This is a genomic window from Haliea alexandrii, assembly GCF_003719295.1.
Lineage (GTDB): Bacteria > Pseudomonadota > Gammaproteobacteria > Pseudomonadales > Halieaceae > Haliea > Haliea alexandrii.
The window spans coordinates 423958-445629 of sequence record NZ_RFLW01000001.1; the positions used below are offsets into that span (position 1 = coordinate 423958).

The window sequence follows — 21672 nt, forward strand, 5'->3', positions numbered from 1 at the left end:
CACACTTTTTGCCATGGCCTGAACAATCAGGTTGTTTCCATTTTTCCTCGCGTTAACATGCGTGTTGTCCGGTAGAGCCGCAGCTCCGGCTATTGGCTGGCTACCCACGCTATAACTAAGGGAATCCGCTATGACTCTGGAAGTTATCATTCTGGCTGCTGGCCAGGGGTCACGCATGCGCTCCAGCACCCCCAAGGTATTGCACCCTCTCGGCGGCAAGCCGTTGCTCCAGCATGTTGTCGACGCTGCGCGCAGCCTCAAGCCCACGGCTGTCCATGTGGTCGTGGGGCACGGGGCGGAGGCCGTGAGGGAAGCCATGGCGGGCAATGCGCTGAACTGGGTGGAACAGACCGAGCAGCTCGGCACCGGGCACGCCGTGTTGCAGGCACTGCCCGCGCTGGCTGCCGACAGCACGGTGCTGGTGCTCTATGGGGATGTTCCCCTGGTTTCCACACCCGTGCTGCAGGCGCTGGTCGAGGCCGCGCAGCAGGCGCCGGCACTACTCACCGCGGTGCTGGAGGATCCGACCGGGTACGGTCGCGTGCTGCGCGATGCTAGTCACGAGTTTCGCGCTGTGGTTGAGCACAAGGACGCCAGCGCCGACGAGCTGGCGGTGACGGAGGTGAATACCGGCATTCTCGCGGCCCCCGCAAAACTCCTGCAGCGTTTCCTGCCGCAGGTAGGGAACAGCAACCAACAAGGCGAGTACTACCTTCCTGATGTGCTCTCATTGTCGGTTGCCGAAGGAATCGCTGTGCGCACGGCGAGTGTTGCCGACCCACTGGAGGTAGTGGGCGTGAACGACCAGCTGCAACTGAGCCGGCTGGAGCGCGAACTGCAGCGGCAACGGGCGGAGGCGCTGCTCCTCGCCGGTGTACGCCTCGCCGACCCGGCACGCATTGATATCCGTGGTGAACTGCGCTGTGGGCGCGACGTGTTCATTGATGTGAACTGCGTCTTCATTGGTAGTGTCGAGCTGGGAGATGGTGTGCATATCGGCCCCAACTGCGTGATCATCGACAGTCAGGTGGAAGCCCGCAGCGAAGTGTGCGCCATGAGCCACTTGCAGCAGGCCGTAGTCGGCGGTGCGTGCACCGTGGGGCCCTACGCGCGACTGCGGCCGGGAACAGAGCTGGCAGCGGAGGCGCGCGTGGGCAACTTCGTGGAAACCAAGAAGGCGCGCATCGGCGCCGGCAGCAAGGTCAACCACCTGTCCTATATTGGCGATTGCGAGATGGGTGCCGGTGCCAATATTGGCGCCGGCACCATTACCTGCAATTACGATGGCGTCAACAAGCATATTACCCGGATCGGCGATGGCGCCTTTGTTGGTTCCAACGCGACACTGGTAGCACCGCTGGTCATCGGCAGTGGTGGCTTTGTCGCGGCGGGCTCCACCATCACCCGCGAGGTGCCACCGGCGGAACTGGCGGTCGCGCGCGGCAAGCAGCGCAATATTCAGGGCTGGAAGCGGCCCGGTAAAGTGAACAAGGACTGAATCATGTGTGGAATTGTGGCGGCAGCAGCGCGGCGTGAAGTGTCGGAGATTCTGCTTGAAGGCCTGCGGCGCCTGGAGTACCGCGGCTACGACTCGGCCGGTATGGCACTGGTAGACAACGAGCGCAACCTGCTGCTGCACAAGCGGCAGGGCAAAGTGGCGGAGCTTGAACAGGCCCAGGCCATGGACCCGAAGTACGGCTGCGTGGGTATAGCGCACACGCGCTGGGCTACCCACGGCGTGCCGTCTGCCGCCAACGCACACCCGCACATTTCCGGGGAGCGGGTTGCCGTGGTGCACAACGGCATCATTGAAAATCACGAAACGCTGCGCAAGGAATTGCAGGACGCGGGTTACAGTTTCCAGTCCGGCACGGACACGGAAGTCATTGTGCACCTGCTGTACCAGCAGCTCGACGACGGGTGCAGCCTGCTCGAGGCGTTTCGCGCTGTGGTCCCGCGCCTGCAGGGTGCCTATGCGCTCGCCGCTGTGGATACGCAACACCCGGATGAAGTGGTGGGTACCCGGGAAGGCAGCCCGCTGGTGGTCGGCGTGGGGATTGGTGAGTACTTCCTCGCCTCGGACCAGCTCGCCCTGCGCCAGGTCACCGACCGCTTTATCTATCTGGAAGAAGGCGACCTGGTGCGCATTACCCCGACCTCCCTGGAGATTCTGACTCGTGCAGGCGAGCGGGTTGAGCGCCGTATGACGCAGATCTCCGCGCTGGAGGAAACCACAGGGCTGGGTGACTACGAGCACTATATGCTCAAGGAAATTTACGAGCAGCCCCGTGCCCTGGCCAATACCATTCCCGTGGCGGGTACCCGCGATATCGATGACAGCGTGTTCGGCAGTGAGGCCGGTGCGCTGTTCGACCAGGTGCGTGCCGTACAGATAGTCGCCTGCGGCACCAGCTACCATGCGGGTATGGTGGCGCGCTACTGGCTGGAAGAGCTCGCCGGACTTCCCTGCACGGTGGAGGTGGCTTCCGAGTTCCGCTACCGCAAGCGGGTGCCCTTGCCCGGCACACTGCTGGTAACCGTTTCCCAGTCCGGGGAAACCGCAGACACGCTCGCTGCCCTGCGCGACGCCACGGAAGACGCCTATATCGGCAGCCTGGTTATCGCCAATGTGGACCACAGTTCCCTGGTGCGCGAATCAGACCTGGTTTTTCTCACCCGGGCCGGCACCGAAATTGGTGTCGCCTCCACCAAGGCCTTTACCACCCAGCTCGCCGCTTTCCTCATGTTGACGTTGGTGCTGGGCCGACGCCACGCGCTGTCGGCGCAGGCTGCAAGCGAGCTGGTATCCGCCCTGCACAAGCTGCCCGACTACGTGGAGCAGACCCTGCACCTGGATCCGGTCATCAAGCACATGGCCACCGCGCTGATCATGAAACACCACGCGCTGTTTCTGGGCCGTGGTATCCAGTACCCGATTGCGCTGGAAGGAGCACTGAAGCTCAAGGAAATTTCCTATATCCATGCGGAAGCCTACCCGGCGGGCGAGCTTAAGCACGGTCCTCTGGCGCTGGTGGATGCAGACATGCCGGTTATCGCTGTGGCGCCGGGCGACGCCCTGATGGAGAAGCTCAAGTCCAACCTCGAAGAGGTGCGTTCGCGCGGCGCGGAGTTGTATGTCTTTGCCGACGATGCAGCGCATTTCGCGCAGGAATCGCGTGTCCACGTTATTTCCCTGCCCAGCTGCCCGGAGTTGCTGAAACCTATCGTCTACACCGTTGCCCTGCAGTTGCTGGCTTATCATGTTGCGGTGCAGAAGGGCACCGACGTCGACAAGCCGCGGAACCTGGCGAAGTCGGTGACGGTGGAATAAGTCGGGCCGCGGCTCTTTCTCAGCGCGGTCTTCATCAGTAATGCACGACAGAACTCTCACTTCCCCACAGAGTCGGAGGAATCCCCGTGTCAGTTAACATCGGCATTAACGGTTTCGGGCGCATGGGCCGCCTGACCCTGCGCGTCCTCTTTGAACAGGCGGACGTGCGTATCGTGCGCATCAATGATCCCGCGGCCGATGCGGCCACCCATGCACACCTGATGAACTTCGATACCGTGCACGGCCGCTGGCAACACGAGGCAAGCTCTGACAGTAACGCCCTGATCATTGGCGACCAGCGGGTCGCCGTCACCGCGAACACGGCCATCAGTGACACCGACTGGTCCGGCTGCGATGTGGTGATTGAAGCGTCCGGCCGGATGAAAACCCGTGCCCTGCTGCAGGCTTATCTCGACCAGGGCGTGCAGCGCGTGGTCGTAACCGCACCGGTGAAGGATGAAGGCGTACTCAATGTGGTCATGGGAGTGAATGATGACCTGTACGATCCCGCAGCGCACCCGATCCTGACGGCCGCTTCCTGTACGACCAACTGTCTTGCACCGGTGGTAAAAGTGATCCACCAGCACTTGGGTATCCGCCACGGCAGCATGACCACGATTCACAGTGTGACCAACACGCAAACCATTCTGGATGCCGCGCACAAGGATTTGCGGCGGGCACGCGCCTGCGGCGAGAGCCTGATACCCACCACAACGGGCTCCGCAACGGCGATCACGCATATCTTTCCCGAGCTCAAGGGCAAGCTGAACGGGCATGCTATCCGGGTACCGTTGGCCAACGCCTCCCTCACGGATTGTGTTTTTGAGGTCGAGCGCGCCACCACTGCGCAGGAGGTGAATGCGCTGCTGGCGCAGGCAGCTGCGGGTGAGCTGCAGGGTATTCTGGGTTACGAGGAACGCCCGCTGGTATCGATCGACTACAAGACGGACCCGCGTTCCAGCATCATTGATGCCCTGTCTACGCTGGTGGTGAATGGTACACAGGTAAAAGTCTACGCCTGGTACGACAATGAGTGGGGCTACGCCAACCGTACGGCTGAATTGGCGCTGAAAGTCGGCCGCCCGTAAGTGCTGAGCCAGCTCTCCCCCGCTATTCGGCAGTACCTGGTGGTCACGGCCAATTACTGGGCGTTCACGCTCACCGATGGCGCTCTGCGCATGCTGGTCGTGCTGCACTTTCATGGGCTCGGCTATTCGCCACTGGATATAGCGCTACTGTTCCTCTTCTACGAAATTTTCGGCGTCATCACCAACCTGTTGGGGGGGTGGCTGGGTGCGCATTGGGGTCTCAACCGCACCATGAACATCGGCCTCGCGCTGCAGGTGGTGGCGCTGTCTATGCTGCTGGTGCCGCCGGCCTGGCTTACGGTTGCGTGGGTGATGGCGGCACAGGCGTTGTCGGGTATTGCCAAGGACCTCAATAAAATGAGCGCCAAAAGCGCTATCAAGCTGCTGGTACCGACAGATGCGCAGCATCAGCTTTACCGCTGGGTGGCGATTCTCACCGGGTCCAAGAATGCGCTCAAGGGCGTGGGCTTCTTTCTCGGCGGCGTACTGTTGATGTGGCTGGGTTTTGCCGGCGCCGTGACGGCGATGGCCTTGGCGCTGACACTGGTCTGGTTGCTGAGCCTGCTCCTGCTGAAACAGGATCTTGGCAAGGCGGCGAAAACACCCGCGTTCCGCGATGTGCTTTCCAAGAGTCGCGCTATCAATATTCTCTCTGCCGCGCGCCTGTTTCTGTTTGCCGCGCGCGATGTCTGGTTTGTTGTTGCCCTGCCGGTTTTCCTCTCTCAGACGCTGGGCTGGAACCACGGCCAGACGGGTGGTTTCCTCGCCCTTTGGGTGATGGGCTACGGTTTGGTGCAGGGCCTGGCACCGCGTATTACCGGCAATACCTCGGGAGTCGTACCCGACGGCCAGGCTGTTACCGTGTGGGCGGCTGGACTCACGCTGCTGCCCGGCGGTATTGCGCTAGGGCTACTCTATGGCCTTGATCCGGCCGCCTTGCTTGTCGTTGGTCTGCTGCTGTTCGGCGCGGTATTTGCCGTGAACTCCTCAGTGCACAGTTTTCTGATCGTCAGCTACGCGCGCAGTGACGGCGTGTCGCTGGATGTGGGCTTCTATTACATGTCCAATGCCATGGGGCGCCTGGTCGGTACCTTGCTCTCCGGCTGGCTGTTTCAGCTGGCGGGGCAGGGCAGCGCCGGGTTGCAGGCGTGTTTGTGGGCCTCGCTGGCCTTGCTGTTGCTGGCTACGGTTGTTTCGACCCGCCTGCCGCAATATGCCCGGCGGGTTTGATGAGGTATTGTGGCAGCTGCAACAACGCTGCTGAAACAGCCGCAGCCCCCTTGAGGTGACCATGGCCGACCGCTTGCTCATTGTAGAAGACAATCGCGACATTCTGGCGAGTGTGGTCGATTACCTTGAGCTCAAGGGGTTTGTCGTGGATGCGATAGAAAACGGCCAAGCCGCCCGCGCGCTGATTCAGGCGAATCACTACGATCTGGTGGTGCTTGATATTGGCCTGCCGGGTATGGATGGCTTCACGCTCTGTGCCGAGTTGCGCCAGCGCGACAGAAACCCGCTGCCGGTCATTATGCTCACCGCCCGCGATGCCGTAGAGGACCGGGTGCTCGGTTTTGAAGCGGGCGCCGACGATTATCTGGTGAAGCCTTTCGCCCTGCCCGAGCTGTACCAGCGCATAAAGGCGGTATTGAAGCGCGTACAACGCCGCTATGAACCTGTCCTGCAGGTGGGCGACCTGTCGCTGAACACCGAAACACGGCAAGTGACCCGGCAGGGCCAGGCCATCAAGCTGGATCGCAAAGGCTATGCGCTTCTCGAGCTGCTGATGAAGCGCTGGCCAGAGGTTGTGCCGCACGAGGACCTTAACCACACCCTGTGGGGTGACGAACCGCCGGACAGCGCCGCGCTCAAGTCACATATCTACCGCTTGCGGCAGGCAGTGGACGGGGCCTTCACCGGCGCGATGATTTGCAATGTCGCAGGTACTGGTTATGCCCTCGTCGCCGATGCCCAGTAGATTTCGCTACTCTATCCGCGCGCGTTTGCAATGGAGTGTGATGGCGCTGATTGTGTCGATCACCGCACTGTGTGGTATTTGCATGGTGTTGTTGGTGTTCTGGTTCGAGCGCACGCTGTTCTATAACCATCTGGTCAGCGACCTGGAGCGCTACATCGAGGAGTACCACAGCGCGCAATATGCCATGAGTATTCCCCGCGGGGATATCACGTTCTACAAGTTGCCAAGCACTGATCATGCCTTACTCCCGGAGGCGTTTCGCTACTATCCCGAGGGCAATTTTGAAGTACTCAGCGGGCCTGGTGCCCACAGCCTGATCGTGCGGAACAGGGCCCCTTGGGTGTATGTCCTGGCGCAGGACCAGAGTGAGTTCGAACGGCTGGAGTTGCTGGCGGGGGCCGGTGTTGTGTTCGGCTTCTTGCTCATCAACGGGCTTGGCTATTGGCTGTCGCGCTATATTGCCTCGCAGGTGTTGCTGCCGGTCATGTCACTGGCCTCTGCGGTCAAGGCGGACCCGGGATCAGGGCGCAGCCCCGGGTTCAATCCTGACGACTATTCCAAAGATGAAGTGGGCGACCTCGCGCAGGCCGTCCAGGGCTATGCCGATCAGGTGGCGGATCTGCTGGAGCGCGAGCGGCAGTTTACCGCGGATGTCAGCCACGAGTTGCGCACGCCGATGATGGTGATTCAGGCCGCCTCCGACGTACTGTCCGAGAGCACAGGTGACAACCCCGCACAGCAGCGCGTCTTGTCGCGCATTGAGCGCGCCATCAAGGACATGCAGCAACAGATAGCGTTATATCTGCAGTTGGCGCGCGACCCCGGCGAGAGTCAAAGCGATGACGACTGCACCTTGTCGGAAGCAGCCAACGCCGCAAAGCAGTTGTGGAAGAGCAGGGCGGATGAGCAGGCCATTGCCCTGAACTGTGTGTGTGAACCCGGCGCCTCTGATGTGCGAGTGTCTCAGGTATTGATCAGCGCAGTACTCAACAACCTGCTGCACAACGCCCTGAACCACACCCAGGCCGGGGTAATTGCCATTGAAGTGAACGGCGGGAGTATTGCAGTTCGTGACACCGGCAGTGGTATCGACCCCGGCGTTGCTGCACATATCTTTGAGCGCGGTGTGCGTTCCCCCCAAGGCCCCGGTTCGCGCTACGGCCTGGGCTTGTCTATCTCCAAGCGCATCTGTGATCATCAAGGCTGGACACTGAACGCACAGCCCAATAGCCCAAAGGGCACCATCTTCACCTTAACCGTTTAATGCCTTCCCGGCCGCGGTCTGTGACTTTTTTGTCACTCCGCGGTTTCTAGACTCCTCCCCCATCGCTGCACCTGTGGCTGCCAATCCGGCACCCACCTGCAGTCCCCTGGAGTCCCGAACATGCTTGCAAACCCTCTTGGCATGAGCCGGTTCACGCTGCTGCTGGCGGTGTACTTCGTGCTGGTTATCAACCTTCCCCTCGCGGCGCGGCTGGTCACGATTCTGCAGCACACCGAGGGTCTGAGCCTGGGCATGGTGCTGTCCCTGCCGCTGTTCTTCGGCTCGGTGTTTTATCTGCTGTTCAGTTTCTGGACCTTTCGCTACCTTGCCCGGCCTTTTGCCGTTTTGCTGCTGCTTGCTTCCTCGCTGGTCAGCTACGCGATGTACTACTACGGCACCGTGTTCGACATGGAAATGATCCGCAACCTGGTGGAAACCAACCCGGGTGAAGCGCGCGCCTATTTGAATGCGAACCTCGCGCTCTGGTGGCTGTTCACCGGGGTTGTGCCGGCAGTGATTTTTGCTCTGTTGCCACTGCGCAGCCAGTCACTGGCGCGGGAACTGGGTAGCAAGCTGCTCTCCATGACCATTGCAGTCGCTGTTGTGTTGGGCGTCGCAGCCCTCTACTACAAGGATTACGCATCCCTCGGTCGGAACAATCGCGAACTGAACAAACTCATTATCCCCACGCATTATCTCTACAGCGCGGGTAAGTTCGTGAGTCGAACCTATCTCGCAACTCCGCGTGCGCATCAGGCGCTGGGCGAGGATGCCCTGGTGGCAGACCGGGCGCACAACCGAAAAAAACGCCTCACCGTGCTGGTACTGGGCGAGACGGCTCGCGCCCGCAACTTTGAACTGAACGGCTACCCGCGGCCGACCAACGCTTTCACCCGTGACCTTGGCATGGTGTCTTTCCAGCAGGTTGCCTCCTGTGGCACTGCCACGGCGGTGTCAGTGCCCTGCCTGTTTTCGCGACTGGACCGCAGTAACTACGACCCGGCACTGGCGAAGACACAGGACAACCTGCTGGATGTGCTGCAGCACGCGGGTGTTCAGGTGCGCTGGCTGGAGAACGACGGTGGCTGCAAGGGCGTGTGCGCCCGCGTACCCACTCAGGCGTTTGAACCCCGCCCCGGTGAGCCCTTCTGTGAAGGAGAGTATTGCCAGGACGAAGTTCTGCTCGGTGGTTTGCAGGCACAACTGGCGGCACTGGAGCAGGAGGATACGCTCATTGTGCTGCATCTCGCCGGCAGCCACGGGCCCACCTACAACCAGCGCTACCCGGACGCCTTTCGCCGCTTCACGCCGGACTGTCCGCGCAGTGACATACAGAACTGTTCAGACCTGCAGATCGTCAACAGCTACGACAACACCCTGTACTACGACGACTACGTGATGAGCCGGGTGATTGCCCAGCTTGCCGAGCAACCGCAGTGGCAGACGAGCTTGCTGTATGTCTCTGACCACGGGGAGTCGTTGGGGGAAAACGGCATGTACCTGCACGGCATGCCCTATGCACTGGCCCCCGCAGAGCAAACCCATGTTCCGATGCTGTTGTGGATGTCGCCGGAGTTCTCCTCAGCGCAGGGTTACGACGGTGGCTGTGTGGCGCGGGTCGCCGCGCAGCAGAGCCTGTCGCACGACAATGTATTTGATGCCGTGCTCGGCCTGATGCGAGTGAAAACCGGCCTCTACAGGGCGGAACACGACATGCTCAGCCCCTGTCGGCAGGTGGCATTGGTGGCTCAGGCCCACGACAACCCCGATGCCTCACCTGCACTTGACGGTGGCCGGGGTTGATCCCCGCTGCACCCCCGACACCCGACAGGATGCACCCAATGTCTCGTTCTCTACCAGTCGCCGTCGAGCGCCTGATTCGACCGCTTTGGCTTTTTCTGTTCGGCGGCCTCTTGCTGACCACCGGCAGTCGCCTGGGCCTCATGTTGTGGCAGGCAGGGCGTATCGATGACGCGTCCACCGCGCTCACCGTGCTCGGTTTCGGTGTGCGTATCGACCTGGTGATGCTCTGCTACTGGCTGATTCCCGCGGTGCTGCTGTTACTGGCCCTGCCTTGCCGCTACCGCCGTGCACCGATGCATCTCTGGCTGGCGGCAGGCTGGGGATTGCTGGCGTTCATGGAGGCGGTTACACCGGGTTTTATTGCCCAGTACGATCTGCGCCCCAACCGGCTGTTTGTTGAATACCTGCAGTACCCGCAGGAAGTGTTCGGTATGTTGCTGGGTGGTTTTCAGCTGGAACTGGCGTGCGGCCTGCTGGTGTTACTGGCGGCTCCCTGCGTGGCGTATGTCACCCTGCGACAGTTTGCGCGCTCCGATGGAAAGCCCGCGGCGCTCGGCGTGCGGTTGGTGGTCATCGTGGTACTGCTACCGCTGCTGGTGCTCGGTGCCCGGGGTACGCTGCGTCACCGGCCCATCAACCCGGGCTTCACCGCCTTCAGCAGCGATGCCCTGCTCAATGACCTTACCCTGAATTCGCTCTATTCGGTGGCCTGGGCCGTGCGCGCCATGGGTAGCGAAATCGATGCCTCCCGGCTCTATCCCCAGCTGCCCGACGCTGTGGTGTTTGCCGAAGTGCGCAAGGCCACAGGCCTGCCCGAGACGCAGTTTCTGTCGCCCCGCTATCCCACCTGGCACGAACAGAAGCCTTCGGTAGCGGCACCGCGATTGCGCAACCTGGTGATTGTGCTCGAAGAAAGTCTGGGCGCGCAGTACGTGGGAACGCTGGGCGGCGACACGCTCACGCCGTCTTTCGATGCGCTGGCGGAAACCGGTTGGCTGCTGGAGGAACTCTACGCCACCGGGACCCGTTCTGTGCGCGGCATTGAAGCGGTGGTGACGGGGTTTGTACCCACGCCCGCGCGCAGCGTGGTGAAGCTGCCGCGCTCACAGCAGGACTTCTTTACACTCGCCTCCCTGTTTGGCACACGCGGCTACGACACCTCGTTCATCTATGGCGGCGAGGGCCATTTTGACAACATGGCGAGTTTCTTTCTTGGTAACGGCTTTCAGCGGGTTGTTGACCGACGGCACTATGAAAACCCCGAGTTCATGGGTTCCTGGGGCGTGTCCGATGGCGACCTCATGCGCAAGGCGCACGATGAGTTCACCCGCCTGCATGCGGAGGGCAAGCCCTTCTTCAGCCTGGTGTTCAGCTCATCCAACCACACACCGTATGACTACCCGACGGATGCGATAACGCCGGTAGAGCTGCCCGCGAACACCAAGCGCAACGCTATCCGCTACGCCGATCACGCCCTCGGCGAGTTCTTTGCCCTCGCCCGGGACAGTGGTTACTGGGACGACACCCTGTTCCTAATTGTGGCGGATCACGATGACCGCGTTTTTGGGCGCCAGCTGGTGCCGATTGAACATTTCAGGATACCGGGCCTGATTATCGGCAAAGGCATTGTGCCGCGGCGTGATCCGCGGGTGGTGAGCCAGATTGACCTGCCCCCAACTCTGCTCTCCCTGCTGGGCATTGCATCGCAGCACCCCATGGTGGGTCACGATATCACCATGCTACCTGATGCCTACGAGGGCCGCGCCATCATGCAATACGGGGCAAACCAGGCGTATTGGCGGGGGCAGGAGGTGGTAGTCACTCAGCCCGAGCGCCCCGTCACCACCTATCACTTCGACCGGGAAAGCTTTTCCCTGACTCCCGCGCCGGCAAATCCCGACCTCGAACGCGAGGCACTCGCTCACGCGCTGTGGGGCAGCCTCGCCTACCGGCGCGGTTTGTATCCCCCACCTATCAACGGAGAAGACTAGTGCCGAAACCCGCGACAATCGACACAACACCGGACTACACGCCCGGGCAAGCTCCGCGCACAGGCCTTGCACGGGTGCTGAGAGCGTTTGTGCATTCCTGGCGAGGCCTGCGCTATGCATTCCGGCACGAAGCGGCTATCCGTCAGGAATGCGCGGTGCTCGCCCTGGGCTCAGTCATCGCCGTCTGTGCAGACCTGACGCCCTCCGAGGCTGCCCTGCTACTATGCAGCCTGCTTTTCCTGCTGGTCGTGGAACTGCTGAATTCCGCTGTGGAGGCAGTGGTGGATCGCGTGGGAAAGGATTATCACCCCTTGAGCGGCGCCGCCAAGGATATGGGCTCGGCGGCGGTTCTGCTGTGTTCGTTGGGGGTGGGGTTGCTGTGGGTGGTTACGCTGGCGGGTTGACCGCAAAGTGAGAGCCCCATAGCACGGTACCTGTTATAGCCAATCGTGTCGGGCTGTTTATATACTGGGGCATCAAGGTGTGCTGAACCTGAGCACGCATTCAGTTCCTGAACCACGCAGCTGCAGGGCCCCTTACATGTTCAGATACGACTTCTACCAAAACCATCTCCGCGCTTTGGGCATCATTGCGATCATCGTCAGCATCGGTGCCTGGTCGCTGGACTGGTTTGACGTGGTCTATGCCTGCCCGTTCTGTCAGGTGCAGCGCACGGTTATTGGCCTGTTGGGTGCCTTGATGCTCCTGGGCTCCAGCCATTTCATCGTCAAGTACTTTGCCTCCGTCATCGGCTTCTTTGGTGCCGGCGTGGCGATGATGCAGCATTTCCGTGGCTGGGTGAGAATCCACAAGGGGGAGTTCACCTGGTACGAGCCCATTTACCTCGACGCCTTTCTGCTGTCTTTTGTCGCCATGTTCATCATCATCGCCCAGGTCTGGCTGCTCTGCCTGCGAGACGTGAAGAAACCGTAACGCCTTTTCAGCCGCACCACACCGTCTGAGCCACTCATGGGCTGGCCTTCTCGCCGGCGCGCAGGTACTGTATCGGCCATACTAACGAACCTTAATTAGCTGACCTGGGAGCTGCGACATGAAGACGCTGCAAACGCTACTGACCGACACATCGGACAAGATATTCACCATCACGCTCAACCGTGAAAAAAACCTCAACGCCCTGTCGTCACTGGTGCTGGAGGAGCTGGAGACCGCGCTCAACTCAGTGCGGTCCGACCCGGAAGTGTCGGTGATTGTGATCAAGTCAACCGGACGGGCCTTTTCCTCAGGCTATGAGCTCGGCAGTGAACACTGGGTAACCTCGCAGTATCCTGGACACAGCGACGACATTGATTTGCAGGCAGATCGCCGGGATATCCACGCTTTGGTGGACTACTGGATGCGGATGTGGCGCTACCCCAAGCCGATGGTGGCGCAGGTTCAGGGTGATTGCCTGTCGGGGGCGGGGGAACTCCTTGCCGTGTGCGACCTCGCCATCGTCAGCGAACGCGCGCGCTTCGGTCACCCGGCAGCCTGCGACCTGGGCATTCCCCCGTCCATCATGTTCTGGCCCATTTTGATTGGCCTGCGCAAAACCAAGGAACTGTTGCTCACCTCGAAGCTGATTGATGCCCGGGAAGCGCAGAGCATCGGCCTGGTCAACGAGGTGGTGCCCCACGATGAGCTGGAAGATCGCGTACAGGCGGTTGCGGCCAAGATCGCCAAGGCGCCCTCGGACAACTCCATTCTGTTGAAAAGCATTTCCAATACCTGGTTCGAGAATATGGGCATGCAACAATCCATCCGTACCGGTGCGGATATCGACGCGATCTACCACCAGAATCGCAGTTACACGGATTTCTTCAGGACGCTGGAAGACGAGGGCGTGAAGGCCGCTTTTGCCAAACGCGCGCGCCTGTACAGCTAAGGAGACCGATATGAGCGCCGCAATGAATGGCAGCCTGCCAATATGCAGCAGCTACGAAGCGTTGTGCGAGCAGTTTTCGTGGTCGATACCGGAGATGTTCAATATCGCGGATGCAATCTGCGACCGCTGGGCCGCCGATGAGCAACGCGTCGCCATCACCTTTGAAGACAGCGATAAACAGCTTCATCAGATCACCTACCGGAGCCTTCAGCGCCAGTCCAATCGACTCGCGAACCTGTTCGCATCTTTGGGTGTTGTACGTGGCGACCGCATCACCGTGTGCCTGCCACAGCGGCCGGAATGTGCGATCTCGCACATCGCCTGTTTCAAGTCCGGGATTGTTTCCTGTCTGGCTTCTGTGCTGTTTGGCGAGGAGGCGCTCAAGCACCGGATCAATGGCAGCCGGTCGCGGCTGTGCATTGTCGATGCGGATAACTACGCCAAAATCGAGAACATCTTCGATGACTGCCCGTCCCTGGAACACATCGTGGTGGTCGGGGAAGTGGATGCCGACCGGCCATTGGGCTTTTATACGGCAACCCGGGAGCTGTCCGACGCGTGGGTGAATGTCGCTACGCGCGCCGAAGAGCCGGCGTGGATCAATTACACCTCGGGCACCACGGGTTTGCCCAAAGGTGTGGTGATGCCGCACCGAGCGGTCCTCGGTAATGTGTCCGCATTCGAGTACCTGTTTGACTACTTCCCGCAACCCGGCGATGTCCTCTGGTCACAGGCCGACTGGGCGTGGGTGGCCGGGTTTGCGGATATCTTCCTGGTGGGCACCTTCCATGGATGCAGGATCGTATCCACCAGCATGAAAGGCTTCGACCCGGTTGAGGCCTTCCGTATCCTGTCGGACCACGAGGTGACCGTGTCGCTTCTCACACCGACCATGTTGAAGCTGATGCGTGAGGCCAGCGCGCGGGTCGAGACAGACAAGGTGCAGTTGCGCGTGGTGCTGTCGGGCGGGGAGGCGGTGGGGGCCGAGCTGGCCGCATGGGCGGATGAGCATTTCAATCTCACGATCAATGAAGGCTTTGGCCAGTCTGAATGCAATGGCATGATTGGCAGTAATCCCAAGCTCATGGCGGTACGCCATGGCTCACTGGGCAAGCCCACCCCGGGGGCGGTGTGCGCCATTGTCGGCGAGGATGGCAATGAGGTCGCCGATGGTGAGCGGGGCAATATTGCGATTCAGCGGCCTCACCCCGCGATGTTCCTTTATTACCTGGATGACCCCGAGGCAACCGCCGCGAAATTCAGTGGGAACTGGATGCTCACCGGCGACATCGGTAGCCGAGATGCCGATGGTTACTTCTGGTTTCATGGGCGCTCGGACGACGTGATCACCAGCTCGGGTTATCGCATCGGCCCCACGGAAATCGAAGACGTTCTGCTCTCCTCGCCGGAAGTCAAGATTGTCGCGGTTGTCGGTGTGCCCGACGAAAAGAGGACGGAGCTTATCAAGGCTGTGGTCGTCCTGGCCGAGGGCGCGGAGCCGTCGGAGGCGCTCACGGCGTCGCTGCAGGCCCTGGTAAGGAACAAGCTCGCCAGGCATGAGGTGCCGCATATCATCGAATATGCCGACAGCCTGCCAATGACCGCCACAGGCAAAATTCTGCGGCGGGAACTTCGAGGCTAGCGCGCGCCGCCGCTGATTGACCTTTTTACTGTTAAGGATGAACGATGCAAGTCCCGTTGCTGAATGACCGCGATATCGAGTTTTTGCTGTTCAGGGTATTTGACACCACCGAAGTACTAAACCGTGAGCGGTATAACGAGCACACGCTGGAAACGATCCGCATGACCTTGCAGACCGCCAAAAGCGTGGCAGAGAAATACTTCTTCAATCACTACGCCAAGGGTGATGCGCAGGAACCGGTCTTCGACGGCAACACCGTGACCACGGTGCCGGAGACCAAACAGGCCTGGTCGGCCTTTGCGGATGCCGGTTTTTTCGCCGCCACCTGTGATTTCGCCGAGGGCGGCATGCAGTTGCCGTATATCGTCATGCGCGCGGCGAACGCCTACTTCTACGCGGCCAACCCGGGAACCGCCGGTTACTGCCTGTTGTGCATCGCGGCGGCCGACCTGCTGGAGACCTTTGGCACTGACGAGCAGAAAGACCGTTATCTGGCGCACATGCGGTCTGGTCGCTTCACCGGCACCATGGCCCTCACCGAGCCGGCGCAGGGCTCCGCGCTGCAGGATATTTCGACCCGGGCCAGGCCGGCGGATGACGGTACATACCGGCTGTTCGGCCAGAAAATGTATATTTCCGGTGGCGATCACGACCTGACTGAAAACATCATCCATATGGTACTGGCCAAGACGGTGTGCCCGGATACGGGCAAGGAAGGCATTTCGCTGTTCATTTGCCCCAAGGTGCAGGTGAACCCTGACGGCACACTGGGCGAGCGCAATGATGTCGCTTTGGCCGGTCTGTTGCACAAGATGGGCTTCCGTAACGCCACCTCCACGGTGCTCAATTTCGGCGAGCAGGCGGGCGCCGTGGGTTACCTGCTGGGGGACCTCAACAAGGGCCTCGCGCACATGTTCCAGATGATGAACGATGCGCGTATCGCGGTGGGTCTGTTTGCCACGGCGCTGGGCTATCAGGGCTACAACTACTCCCTGCTCTATGCGAAGCAGCGCAAGCAGGGCAGAACGTCGCGTCTCGCCAAACAACAGGACAGGGGCGCACAGGTTGAGATCATTGAGCACGCGGATGTGCGTCGTATGTTACTCACGCAGAAGGCCTACGCAGAAGCGTCACTGGCAATGACGTTCTACGCCAGCGTGCTGTTTGAAGACAGTCGCTCCGCGCCTGCCGTGGCCGACCGTGAAGCCGCTGCGGCCCTGCTCGACCTGGTGACCCCGGTGATCAAGTCCTGGCCGTCCAAATACTGCCTGGCGGCGAACGACCTGGCGATACAGGTGCTCGGTGGCGCCGGCTATACGCGGGACCATCTGGTTGAACAGTACTACCGCGACAACCGCCTGAACCCGATACACGAGGGCACCGAGGGTATTCAGGCCATCGATTTATTGGGGCGCAAGGTCGGTGCTGAAGGCGGAGCGGTTTTCAGGCGCCTGATCGAGACCATCGAAGCCGACCTGCGGCGCGGCTTGGGTGATGGCCATGCCACAGTTGCGGAAATCTCGGCGGAACTGCAGCGTGCGGTCACCGCGCTAGCCCACGTCACCGACACCCTGCAGCCCGAAATCGCCCGCGAGCGCGCGGCGGGCCTGGCAAATGCCACCGTCTACCTGGACCTGTTCGGGCGCGTTTTTGCCGCCTGGATGTGGTTGAAGCAGGCGCTGGCGGCTGCCGCCTGTTTGCGCGACGATGACCTGTCACCGGCAGAAGCAGATTTTTATCAGGGCAAGTTGCAAGCCGCCAGGTTCTTCGCGCACTGGGAGCTGCCGAAGTACCAACATGAAGCGGAGATTCTGCTGCAGCGTTATGATGAACCACTGAACATGCCTGCGGCATGGTTCTAGTCGGCTGACGGTTGTGTGGTGTGTATAGGCCGTGTGCGGTAGGGTGCAGGCACGTCTCGCGTTTGAGGAGCATTGAAGGCGCATGATTTCCTTCAAACAGCTGCGCTACGCGCTCGCCGTGGCCCATACCCTGCATTTCAAGAAGGCGGCGGAGCAGTGCGCGATTTCCCAGTCAGCCCTCAGCACGGCCATTGCCGAACTGGAGTCGCAGCTGGGTGTGCAGCTGTTCGAGCGCGACAACAAGAAAGTGCTGGTGACACCGGTGGGCGAGCAGATCCTGGCACGTGCCACGGCAATTTCCCTTGAGATGGACGATATCTACCGCCTCGCCACAGTGGCCCGGGAGCCGCTGAGTTTTCCCATGACCATGGGCGTTATCCCCACGATCGGCCCCTATCTGCTGCCCAAGGTTCTGCCTGCCGTGCGCCGCGAATACCCGGAGTTTCGCCTCACCATCGCCGAAGAGCAGTCTCATGTACTGGTGGACAAGGTGCGCAGCGGCGAGCTGGACACCGCTGTGCTCGCGCTGCCCTATGCGCATGAAGGCCTGCTGGACTTTCCGTTCTGGGACGAGAACCTGGTGGTGGTGACCCACCGTGATAACCCGCTGCACCTGCCGTCACCGGTGCGCGCGGTGGACCTGCGCGAGGCGCGCCTGATGCTGCTGAAAGACGGGCACTGCCTGCGGGACCATGCACTGGCCGCCTGTCATTTACAGGCGTCCAGCCTGGATGAAACCCTGGAGGGTGCCAGCCTCTACACCTTGATCCAGATGGTGGCGGGTCATATGGGTTCCACTCTGGTACCGGAGATGGCGCTGGACCAGTTACTGTCGGGGAGTTCGGAGCTGGCGGCTATCCGCCTTGAGGAGCCGGGCCCTCACCGCAGCATTGCGTTTATCGCGCGGCCCAATTTTGGTGGTGTGAGCAACATCATGTCATTGCGCGTTCTATTTCGGACCGCACTAAAAGAGCACGCCAAGTCGCTATCGGCCTGAGTTGGCCGGAAGAGAGGGTGCCGCGGCGTGTCAGCCGACGGCACCCGGTCGTCCATCAGCCGGGGTTGGCTGCGCGGAATTCGCGGATCTCGGTGTTGAACTGTCCTGCCAGCGCCTCTTCGGCAGAGACCGCTTCGTTATAGGCTGCCACATCTGCCTCGTAAGCCGCTTTCAGCGACTCCGCATCTTTCGCCTTGCCTTCCTCAATGGTCTTTTTGGCGGCGGTGAACTGGGTCTCCAGGCATGCCATGTATTCCAGGTTGGCAGCCTGGAAGGTCTTCACCGCCTGTTGGCCGGCAATCATGTCGTCCATGGTGGCAGAGCCACCGTTGGGCAGAGTCGGGGATTCTGGCTGCACGCATTCAGCCATAGCCATGGAACTGCCCAGTGCCAGCACTGCCAGCAGGGATTTTGCAACGTTCATGCTCGTACTCCTTATTGGATGGTGGGCAAACCTTAGCAGCCCGGCGGGTAACTGCCAAGATGGCGCCCGGTTCATTCCTTGCCGACCCAGAGTTTGGACAGGCTGTACTCACGTTCCAGCTGCCGGGCAACCGTCTGTGCCGCGCTGTCTGACGCCAGGCCGATAACGCGCACACGGTAGAACGTTTCACCGTCGCGCTGGGCGCTGCTTACCGTCACGCGGCCGGCACCTGGCTTGATGCGGCTGGACCAGCGCTCGGCCACGCTGCGTTCACTGTAGCTGCCGAAGTTCACGAACCAGTCGCCGCTGGCAGCAGGCGCCGGTTTGGCGGCGGCAGGGGCCGCTTCTGGCGCCGCCGGCTTGCTCGCAGCGGCGGGTGTGGCCCGCGCCGTGGCCGCGCGCTGCGCCGTAAGCTGTTGCTCAAGGCCGGCCAGCGTGTCGCTGAGCTGGCGGTTTTCATCGCGCAGGGCCGCCAGGTTATCCGACAACTGACTGTTCTCGGCCTGCAGGGTTTCCAGGCTGGCGCGGGCATCGCTGACATCATCCGGTTTCGCGGCCACCGCCAACTGCGCCTGCAGTTCGCGAATCTGCTGCTCCATTGCCGCGCGCTGTTTCATCACGCCGTAGCCACCGGCTGCCAGCAACACCAGTGCCAGGGCGGCAACCGCGATCAGGCCAATCGGCCAGGTATCCGTGAAGCGTGCGGGTTGGGTGTCATAGCGGACCTCTTCCTCGAACTCGTCCTCTTCCCAGCCATCTTCATAGTCGCTGTTGTCAGGGCTGGCATCGTCTCTGGCATCGATATCGGGATAGCTTGTTGTCTGGGGCAGCGGCCTGGTCTGCCCGGTGACAGGCAACACGGGTGGTACGGGCGGTACGGCGGGGGCCGGTGGGTTATCGCTGTCGTACTCAGCGAGGTCATCCAGAATGTCGTCCTCGAGGGCATCGCCGCGGCCTGCGTCTCCGCTGTCTTCCTCACTGTCATGGGAGAAGCTGGGGAGGTCGTCATCGCTGGCATCGTCATCCATCCAGGGCGTCCAGTCCTGATCCGCGGAGTCCTCCTGGTTGGGATCGTCGCGCCTGTTATCGTTCATCTATTCACTCCGCTGTGCCGTTTGGCCTTTGCGGATAATACCAGAGGCCTGCCCGCAATGCGCTCGGCGATGCAATCGACGGGCAGGAGTTCGTTCGCGCGCGGCAGAATTTCGGTAGAATAGCGCGATGGACGTATCCGATATTCTCTCCCCACTGAATGCCGCCCAACGTGAAGCGGTGGCTGACGAAAGCCCAAACCTGCTGGTGCTGGCGGGCGCCGGCAGCGGCAAGACCCGCGTGCTGGTGCACCGTATCGCCTGGCTGATTCGCGCCCAGGATGTGTCGCCCTGGTCCATTCTTGCGGTCACGTTTACCAACAAGGCGGCGCGCGAGATGCGTTCGCGCATTGAGGAGGTTCTGCAGCTGCCTGCCCACGGCATGTGGGTGGGCACGTTCCACGGCCTCGCTCACCGGCTGCTGAAGGCGCACTGGAAAGAAGCTCGCCTGCCGCAGAACTTCCAGATTCTCGACAGTGACGATCAACTGCGCCTGGTCAAACGTGTCTGTCGGGAGCTGGACCTGGATGAATCCCGCTGGCCGCCGCGCCAGGCGCAGTGGTTCATCAATGCGCAGAAAGATGAAGGTCTGCGTGCCGCACACGTGGAGGTGCCGGCGGGCGATCTGTTCGGGCAAACCATGTTGCAGGTGTATCGCGCCTATGAAAGCGCCTGCGAGCGCGCCGGCATGGTGGACTTTGCCGAGCTGCTGTTGCGCGCGCACGAGCTGTGGCTGCACAGCCCGGCGGTGCTGAACCATTATCGCGATCGCTTTCGCCAGATCCTCGTCGACGAGTTCCAGGACACCAACACCATTCAATACGCGTGGCTGCGGGTGCTCGCCGGTGATCGCATTCCGGTGGTCGCGGTGGGCGACGACGACCAGTCCATCTACGGCTGGCGCGGGGCAAAGATCGAGAATATCCAGCGCTTCGGTGATGATTTCGCCCACACCCACACGGTGCGGCTGGAGCAGAATTATCGTTCGACGCAGACCATCCTGCGCGCCGCGAATGGTGTTATCGCGCACAACGCCGGGCGGCTGGGGAAGGAGCTGTGGACGGACGGGGAAGAGGGGGATCCCATCGCGCTGTATGCCGGGTTCAACGAACAGGATGAAGCGCGTTTCATTGTCGAGCAGGCGGAGTCCTGGATCAATGAAGGCCGCGAACGCGCTTCGGTGGCGATTCTGTATCGCTCCAATGCGCAGTCGCGGGTGCTTGAGGAAGCCCTTATTCGCAACGCGATTCCCTACCGTATTTACGGAGGCCAGCGCTTCTATGAGCGCCTGGAAATTCGCAACGCGCTGGCTTATATGCGATTAATTACTAACCGGGGAGATGACGCCGCGCTTGAGCGCGTAGTGAACACTCCGCCCAGAGGCATCGGCAGCAAAACGCTGGAAACCGTGCGCGAGATCGCGCGCGAGCGGGGCGTACCGATGTGGCGGGCCATCGACCTCGCGCGGGAGGAAAAGCGTCTGCCACCGCGGGCCCTGGGCGCGCTGGAGGGTTTTCAGATACTTATCAACGAGCTCGACTCGGGTACCGATGAACTGACCCTGGACGAGCTGGCGGAACAGGTGATCACAGGCTCCGGGCTGGTGGAGTTTCACCGCAACGAGAAGGGAGAAAAAGGTCAGGCCCGAGTGGAGAACCTGGAGGAACTGGTGAGCGCCGCGAAGCAGTTCAGCCCCCAGGGTGACGAACTCTCGCCCCTGCAGCAATTCCTGGACAGCGCGGCCCTTGATGCCGGCGACGCCCAGGCGGATGACTTTGAAGACAGCGTGCAACTGATGACACTGCACTCTGCCAAGGGCCTCGAGTTTCCCCTGGTGTTTCTCGCGGGCATGGAAGAGAATCTGTTTCCGCACCGCATGTCGCTGGAGGAACCCGGGCGCCTGGAAGAGGAGCGACGCCTGGCCTATGTGGGCATTACCCGGGCCATGCAGCGCCTGGTCATCAGCTACGCCGAGTCACGGCGCATCCACGGCAGCGAAAGCTACAACACGCCGTCGCGCTTCATTCGGGAAATTCCTGTCGACCTGCTGCAGGAGGTGCGCCTGCATACCAGCATTAGCCGGCCGGTAAGCAGCCTCACGCAGGCCCGCGTGCCAGACACGGGGCTGAGCCTGGGGCAGCGGGTTTACCACCCGGTGTTCGGCGAGGGCACTGTGCTCAACTTCGAGGGCGGGGGTAATAACGCCCGTGTACAGGTGAACTTTGACGCCGAGGGCAGCAAGTGGCTGGTGCTGCAATACGCCAAGCTGCAGTTGCTGTGAGCGGTACGCAGGGCAGTTTGTTCGCACCGGCATGGGTGCTA

The 21672-nt window shown here is 61.3% G+C and carries 17 protein-coding genes; 15 read left to right on the forward strand and 2 right to left on the reverse strand.

Features of this window, described 5'->3' with window-relative positions:
* Nucleotides 1-130 precede the first annotated feature (130 nt).
* The 14 genes from glmU (at nucleotide 131) to EGJ68_RS02055 (ending at nucleotide 17835) form a co-directional block, all read left to right on the forward strand.
* Nucleotides 131-1498 (forward strand): bifunctional UDP-N-acetylglucosamine diphosphorylase/glucosamine-1-phosphate N-acetyltransferase GlmU, encoded by a 1368-nt coding sequence (glmU, locus tag EGJ68_RS01990; RefSeq protein ID WP_123032882.1) that lies wholly within the window; start codon nucleotides 131-133, stop codon nucleotides 1496-1498.
* Nucleotides 1499-1501: 3 nt separating this feature from the next.
* The gene (gene glmS / locus EGJ68_RS01995; protein WP_123032883.1) at nucleotides 1502-3331 is read left to right on the forward strand and encodes a glutamine--fructose-6-phosphate transaminase (isomerizing); all 1830 of its coding nucleotides are present in this window, start codon (nucleotides 1502-1504) and stop codon (nucleotides 3329-3331) included.
* A gap of 86 nt (nucleotides 3332-3417) precedes the next feature.
* Entirely contained in the window at nucleotides 3418-4419 is a 1002-nt protein-coding gene (locus tag EGJ68_RS02000; protein WP_123032884.1) for an ArsJ-associated glyceraldehyde-3-phosphate dehydrogenase, read from the forward strand.
* The gene (gene arsJ / locus EGJ68_RS02005) at nucleotides 4420-5649 is read left to right on the forward strand and encodes an organoarsenical effux MFS transporter ArsJ (protein ID WP_123032885.1); all 1230 of its coding nucleotides are present in this window, start codon (nucleotides 4420-4422) and stop codon (nucleotides 5647-5649) included.
* A 61-nt stretch (nucleotides 5650-5710) separates the two neighbouring features.
* A complete protein-coding gene (locus tag EGJ68_RS02010) occupies nucleotides 5711-6394 on the forward strand; it encodes a response regulator transcription factor (RefSeq protein ID WP_123033987.1) in 684 nt (227 codons plus the stop codon).
* Between the two features lie 40 nt (nucleotides 6395-6434).
* On the forward strand, nucleotides 6435-7658 hold the full coding sequence (locus EGJ68_RS02015; protein ID WP_158283457.1) for a sensor histidine kinase: 1224 nt from the start codon (nucleotides 6435-6437) through the stop codon (nucleotides 7656-7658).
* A gap of 120 nt (nucleotides 7659-7778) precedes the next feature.
* The gene (locus EGJ68_RS02020; protein WP_123032887.1) at nucleotides 7779-9461 is read left to right on the forward strand and encodes a phosphoethanolamine transferase; all 1683 of its coding nucleotides are present in this window, start codon (nucleotides 7779-7781) and stop codon (nucleotides 9459-9461) included.
* 38 nt (nucleotides 9462-9499) lie between these two features.
* Nucleotides 9500-11452: an LTA synthase family protein gene (locus tag EGJ68_RS02025; protein WP_123032888.1), complete on the forward strand. Its 1953-nt coding sequence runs from the start codon at nucleotides 9500-9502 to the stop codon at nucleotides 11450-11452.
* Nucleotides 11452-11856, forward strand: a complete 405-nt coding sequence (locus tag EGJ68_RS02030) for a diacylglycerol kinase (RefSeq protein WP_233248639.1) — start codon at nucleotides 11452-11454, stop codon at nucleotides 11854-11856. The genes EGJ68_RS02025 and EGJ68_RS02030 overlap by 1 nt, the downstream gene beginning before the upstream one ends.
* 136 nt (nucleotides 11857-11992) lie before the next feature.
* Entirely contained in the window at nucleotides 11993-12385 is a 393-nt protein-coding gene (locus EGJ68_RS02035; RefSeq protein ID WP_233248640.1) for a disulfide bond formation protein B, read from the forward strand.
* A gap of 118 nt (nucleotides 12386-12503) precedes the next feature.
* Nucleotides 12504-13334: an enoyl-CoA hydratase/isomerase family protein gene (locus EGJ68_RS02040; RefSeq protein WP_123032889.1), complete on the forward strand. Its 831-nt coding sequence runs from the start codon at nucleotides 12504-12506 to the stop codon at nucleotides 13332-13334.
* A 10-nt stretch (nucleotides 13335-13344) separates the two neighbouring features.
* Entirely contained in the window at nucleotides 13345-14976 is a 1632-nt protein-coding gene (locus tag EGJ68_RS02045) for an acyl-CoA synthetase (protein WP_123032890.1), read from the forward strand.
* 44 nt (nucleotides 14977-15020) lie between these two features.
* Nucleotides 15021-16838 carry an acyl-CoA dehydrogenase gene (locus EGJ68_RS02050; protein ID WP_123032891.1) on the forward strand — a complete coding sequence of 606 codons (1818 nt, stop codon included), beginning with the start codon at nucleotides 15021-15023 and terminating at the stop codon, nucleotides 16836-16838.
* Nucleotides 16839-16920: 82 nt separating this feature from the next.
* The gene (locus EGJ68_RS02055; RefSeq protein ID WP_123032892.1) at nucleotides 16921-17835 is read left to right on the forward strand and encodes a hydrogen peroxide-inducible genes activator; all 915 of its coding nucleotides are present in this window, start codon (nucleotides 16921-16923) and stop codon (nucleotides 17833-17835) included.
* Between the two features lie 55 nt (nucleotides 17836-17890).
* On the opposite strand, the gene EGJ68_RS02060 is transcribed toward EGJ68_RS02055, so the two are convergent.
* Together EGJ68_RS02060 and EGJ68_RS02065 are read right to left on the reverse strand one after the other, a co-directional pair.
* Entirely contained in the window at nucleotides 17891-18259 is a 369-nt protein-coding gene (locus tag EGJ68_RS02060; RefSeq protein WP_123032893.1) for a hypothetical protein, read from the reverse strand.
* Between the two features lie 71 nt (nucleotides 18260-18330).
* Nucleotides 18331-19353 (reverse strand): SPOR domain-containing protein, encoded by a 1023-nt coding sequence (locus EGJ68_RS02065; protein ID WP_123032894.1) that lies wholly within the window; start codon nucleotides 19351-19353, stop codon nucleotides 18331-18333.
* Between the two features lie 127 nt (nucleotides 19354-19480).
* Between EGJ68_RS02065 and uvrD the strand changes: the two genes are divergently transcribed.
* Nucleotides 19481-21631: a DNA helicase II gene (uvrD, locus tag EGJ68_RS02070; protein WP_123032895.1), complete on the forward strand. Its 2151-nt coding sequence runs from the start codon at nucleotides 19481-19483 to the stop codon at nucleotides 21629-21631.
* Nucleotides 21632-21672: the final 41 nt, after the last annotated feature.